This window comes from Streptomyces sp. NPDC044064 (genome assembly GCF_056434245.1).
The window spans coordinates 1-4,320 of sequence record NZ_JBWKFN010000073.1 but is presented as its reverse complement, the minus strand read 5'-3'; the positions used below and the strand labels follow the sequence as shown (position 1 = coordinate 4,320).

General features: G+C 69.3%; 1 protein-coding gene. It reads left to right on the top strand.

Translation table 11 applies throughout. The features are described 5' to 3' along the window. The coding region (locus AC07DS_RS46220; RefSeq protein ID WP_479154731.1) for a type I polyketide synthase at nucleotides 1–4,320 on the top strand (4,320 nt) is incomplete at both ends.

Sequence of the window (4,320 nt, the reverse complement as noted above, 5' to 3'; positions counted from 1 at the left end):
ACGCGGGGCATGGATCTGAAGGGGTTCGTGCTGTTCTCGTCGATCTCGGGTGTGATGGGTTCGGCGGGGCAGGGCAACTATGCGGCGGCGAACGTTTATCTGGATGCTCTGGCTTTGTATCGTCGTTCGTTGGGTTTGCCGGGGCAGTCGCTGGCGTGGGGTGCGTGGGCGCCGACGGCTGGTATGACGGCGGCTTTGTCCGAAGCCGACCGCAAACGGATCACCTCGTCCGGTATCCCGCCGTTGACAGTGGAGCAGGGTCTGGCCCTCCTCGACGCGGCGACCACCCTCGACGAACCCCACCTCATCCCCATCGGACGGCTCACCACCCCTGCCGCTCCTCTGGGCGAGGTACCTCCGCTGTTCCGTGGTCTGATCCGTGGCGGGCGGCGCCGAGCAGCGGCGGGCGCGGAGGGCGCTGTCACCGCGACCGCGATCACACTGGCCCTGCGGGAGTTGCGCGAGAACGACCGGGTTCCGTACATCCTGGACCTCGTACGGGCAGAGGCAGCGACCGTACTCGGCCACGCGTCCGCCAAGTCGGTCGCTCCGGAGCGGGAGTTCCGTGAGCTCGGCGTGGACTCACTGACCGCGCTGGAGCTGCGCAACCGGCTCACCGCCGTCACCGGACTGCGCCTGCCCGCCACCCTGGTCTTCGACCACCCCACCCCGGCCGTCCTCGCCCAGCACCTCGTCACCGAACTGCTCGACGAGCAGGACGACGCCGCCGGCGCACATCCCGTCTCGGCGCGTGGACACGACGACGAACCGATCGCCATCGTGGGGATGGCCTGCCGGATGCCCGGCGGCGTGGACACTCCTGAAGCCCTGTGGGACATGCTCCTGGAAGGCCGGGAAGGCATGTCGGAGTTCCCGGCCGACCGGGGGTGGGACCTCGAGGCCCTCTTCGGCACCGGTGGAACGGACGGCCGCGCTGTCAGCGCCACCCGGCAGGGCGGATTCCTCTCCCGACTCGCCGAGTTCGACGCGGGCTTCTTCGGGATTTCTCCGCGTGAGGCTCTGGCCATGGACCCGCAGCAGCGGCTCCTCCTCGAAACCTCCTGGGAGGCGATCGAGCGCGCGGCCATCGACCCGGCGTCGCTGCGCGGCAGCCGCACCGGAGTGTTCGTCGGGACGACAGGTCAGGACTACGCGTCGCTCGTCATGAACTCCCGCGAGGACGTGGAGGGTCACGCCAGTACCGGCCTCGCCAACAGCGTGATCTCGGGCCGTGTCTCGTACACCTTCGGGCTGGAGGGCCCGGCCGTCACCATCGACACGGCCTGCTCCTCGTCCCTGGTCGCGATGCATCTGGCCGCCCAGTCGCTGCGCAGCGGCGAATGCACCCTCGCTCTCGCCGGAGGTGCGACCGTCCTGACCACGCCCATGAGCTTCCTGGGCTTCACGCGGCAGGGCGGTCTGGCGACGGACGGCCGGTGCAAGGCGTACGCGGACGCGGCGGACGGCACCGGATGGTCGGAGGGCGTCGGTGTCCTCGTACTCGAACGGCTCTCCGATGCCCGCCGCAACGGACACCAGATCCTGGCCGTGGTGCGGGGCTCTGCAGTCAACCAGGACGGCGCCAGCAATGGGCTCACCGCTCCCAACGGCCCCTCGCAGCAACGAGTTGTCCGCCAGGCCCTCGCGAACGCCGGCCTGTCACCCACGGACGTGGACGCCGTCGAGGGTCATGGCACGGGCACCACGCTCGGCGACCCGATCGAGGCACAGGCGCTGCTCGCCACGTACGGAAACGGACGCGATGCCGGACGTCCGCTGTGGCTGGGCTCTGTGAAGTCGAACATCGGTCACACGCAGGCCGCGGCGGGTGTCGCGGGTGTGATCAAGATGGTGATGGCGATGCGGCACGGGGTGCTGCCGCGCACCCTGCACGTGGACGCCCCCTCCACGCACGTCGACTGGACTGCCGGTGACGTACGGCTTGTCACGGAGACGACGCCCTGGCCCGAGGCGGACCGGCCATGGCGAGCGGGTGTGTCGTCATTCGGGATCAGCGGCACCAACGCCCACGTCGTGCTGGAACAGGCCCCGGCGGCGGAACCGGTCGCCACCGAGCCGGCCGCACGGCCCGACGTGGTCCCGCTGGTGGTGTCGGCGAAGTCGGAGAAGGCGCTCGATGCCCAGGCGCAGCGCATCACGGCGCTGGACGGTGTACGCCCGCTGGACGTGGCCTACTCGCTGGCGGTCGGCCGTGCGCGTATGGCGCACCGTGCGGTGCTGGTGGACGGTGCCGAGATCGCTCGTGGTGTGGCGGTTGAGCGGTCGTTGGCGGTGTTGTTCTCGGGTCAGGGGTCGCAGCGGCTGGGTATGGGGCGTGAGCTGTACGTGCGCTTCCCGGTGTTCGCGGAGGCGTTCGATGCGGTGTGTGCGGGGTTGGACCTGCATCTGGACCGTCCCGTCCGCGATGTGGTGTGGGGTGATGACGCTGATCTGTTGAACCAGACGCTGTACACGCAGACCGGTCTGTTCGCGGTCGAGGTGGCGTTGTTCCGTCTGGTCGAATCGCTGGGTGTGCGGCCGGAGTTCGTGGCCGGGCATTCGATTGGTGAGGTGGCTGCCGCGTATGTGGCGGGGGTGTTCTCGCTGGAGGACGCCTGCGCGTTGGTGGCTGCTCGTGGCCGGTTGATGCAGGCGCTGCCTGCGGGTGGCGCGATGCTCGCTGTCGAAGCGACGGACGACGAAGTACGTCCGCTGCTGAGCGAGTTCGTTGCCATGGCTGCCGTCAACGGTCCGTCGTCGCTGGTGGTGTCCGGGGCCGAGGAGGCGGTGCGGCAGATCCGTGTCCACTTCGAGGCATTGGGGCGCAGGACGACCCCGCTGCGGGTGTCGCACGCCTTCCACTCCCCGCTGATGGACCCGATGCTCGACGACTTCCGGAAAGTCGTCGAAGGGCTGGTGTCTCGGACCGCCGAGATCCCCGTCGTCTCGAACCGCACAGGTGAGATCGCGACGAAGGAGGAGCTGGGTTCCCCCGAGTACTGGGTCCGACACGTCCGGGACACCGTTCGATTCTGGGACGGCACAGGAGCCCTACGCCGCGCGGGCGCCACGGCCTTCCTGGAAGTCGGAGCGGACGCTGTCCTCGCCGCACTGACGCAGCAGAGCATGGGGGAGGACGAGCAGGACTGCGTAGTCACGCCTCTGCTCCGAAAGGATCGTCCGGAGGAGACCGCGCTGGTCACCGGACTGGCGCGGATGCACTGCGCTGGTGTCGACGTGGACTGGGCGCGCCTGTTCGAAGGGACCGGCGCCCAGCGTGTGGACCTGCCCACCTACCCCTTCCAGCGTGAACCGTACTGGCCCACGCCGGCCGCACGTACAGGAGACGTGAGCGGCGTCGGACTGACCGCGACACAACACCCGCTGCTCGGCGCGGCTGTGTCCGTGGCGGACAGCGGCCAGGTCCTGCTCTCGGGACGGCTGTCGCCGAAGGCTCAGCCGTGGCTTGCAGATCACACCATTGACGGCACGCCGGTGTTCCCGCCCACCGCGTTCCTGGAGCTGCTGATCAGAGCCGGCGACCAGGTCGGATGTGACCGTGTCGAGGAACTGGTCCTGACCGGGCAGCCGCTCCTGCTGTCAGCAACCGGTGCGACGGCGATCCAGGTGACGGTCGGTGCTCCGGACGATTCCGGCACTCGCGAGATCGGGTGTTACGCACGCCGGGACGGCGCATCCGAAGAGCCGTGGACGTGCCATGCCACCGGCAGGATCACTGCCGCGGAGTCCGTCGCCGACTTCGACGCGTCGGTATGGCCGCCGCAGGACGCCGTGCCAGTCGACTTGGATGGCTTCTACGAAGACGAGGACGAGGACGGGGACAGCGACTTCGGGCCGGCCTTCCGCACCGTACGCGCCGTGTGGCGGCGCGGAGACGAGGTCTTCGTGGAGGCCGCGCTCCCGGGTACCGGAGACGATGCCGCCCTGTACGGACTGCATCCCGCGCTGCTCGATGCCGCCGTCCAGACGGCCGGTTTCGCGGGGGTCGACGACAGCGAACCGCTGGCCGCGCTCACCTGGAACGGTGCATCGCTCCACGCGACCGGAGCATCGGTTGTACGGATGCGCGTCGCCAAACTCACCGAACACTCGATCTCCGTCACCGCCGCGGACGCCCAGGGCGTGCCGGTGCTGTCCGTGGAGTCAGCCACGCTGGGCGCACGCCCGATGCGGCTTGCCCCCGCCGCCGCTGTGGACGGAACAACACTGCTGCGGTTGGAGTGGGTGCCTGTTTCGGGTGGTGTGCGGGGGGTTGTTGCTGATGTTGAGGCGTCGGTGGTGGTGCCGTTGGTGGGGGAG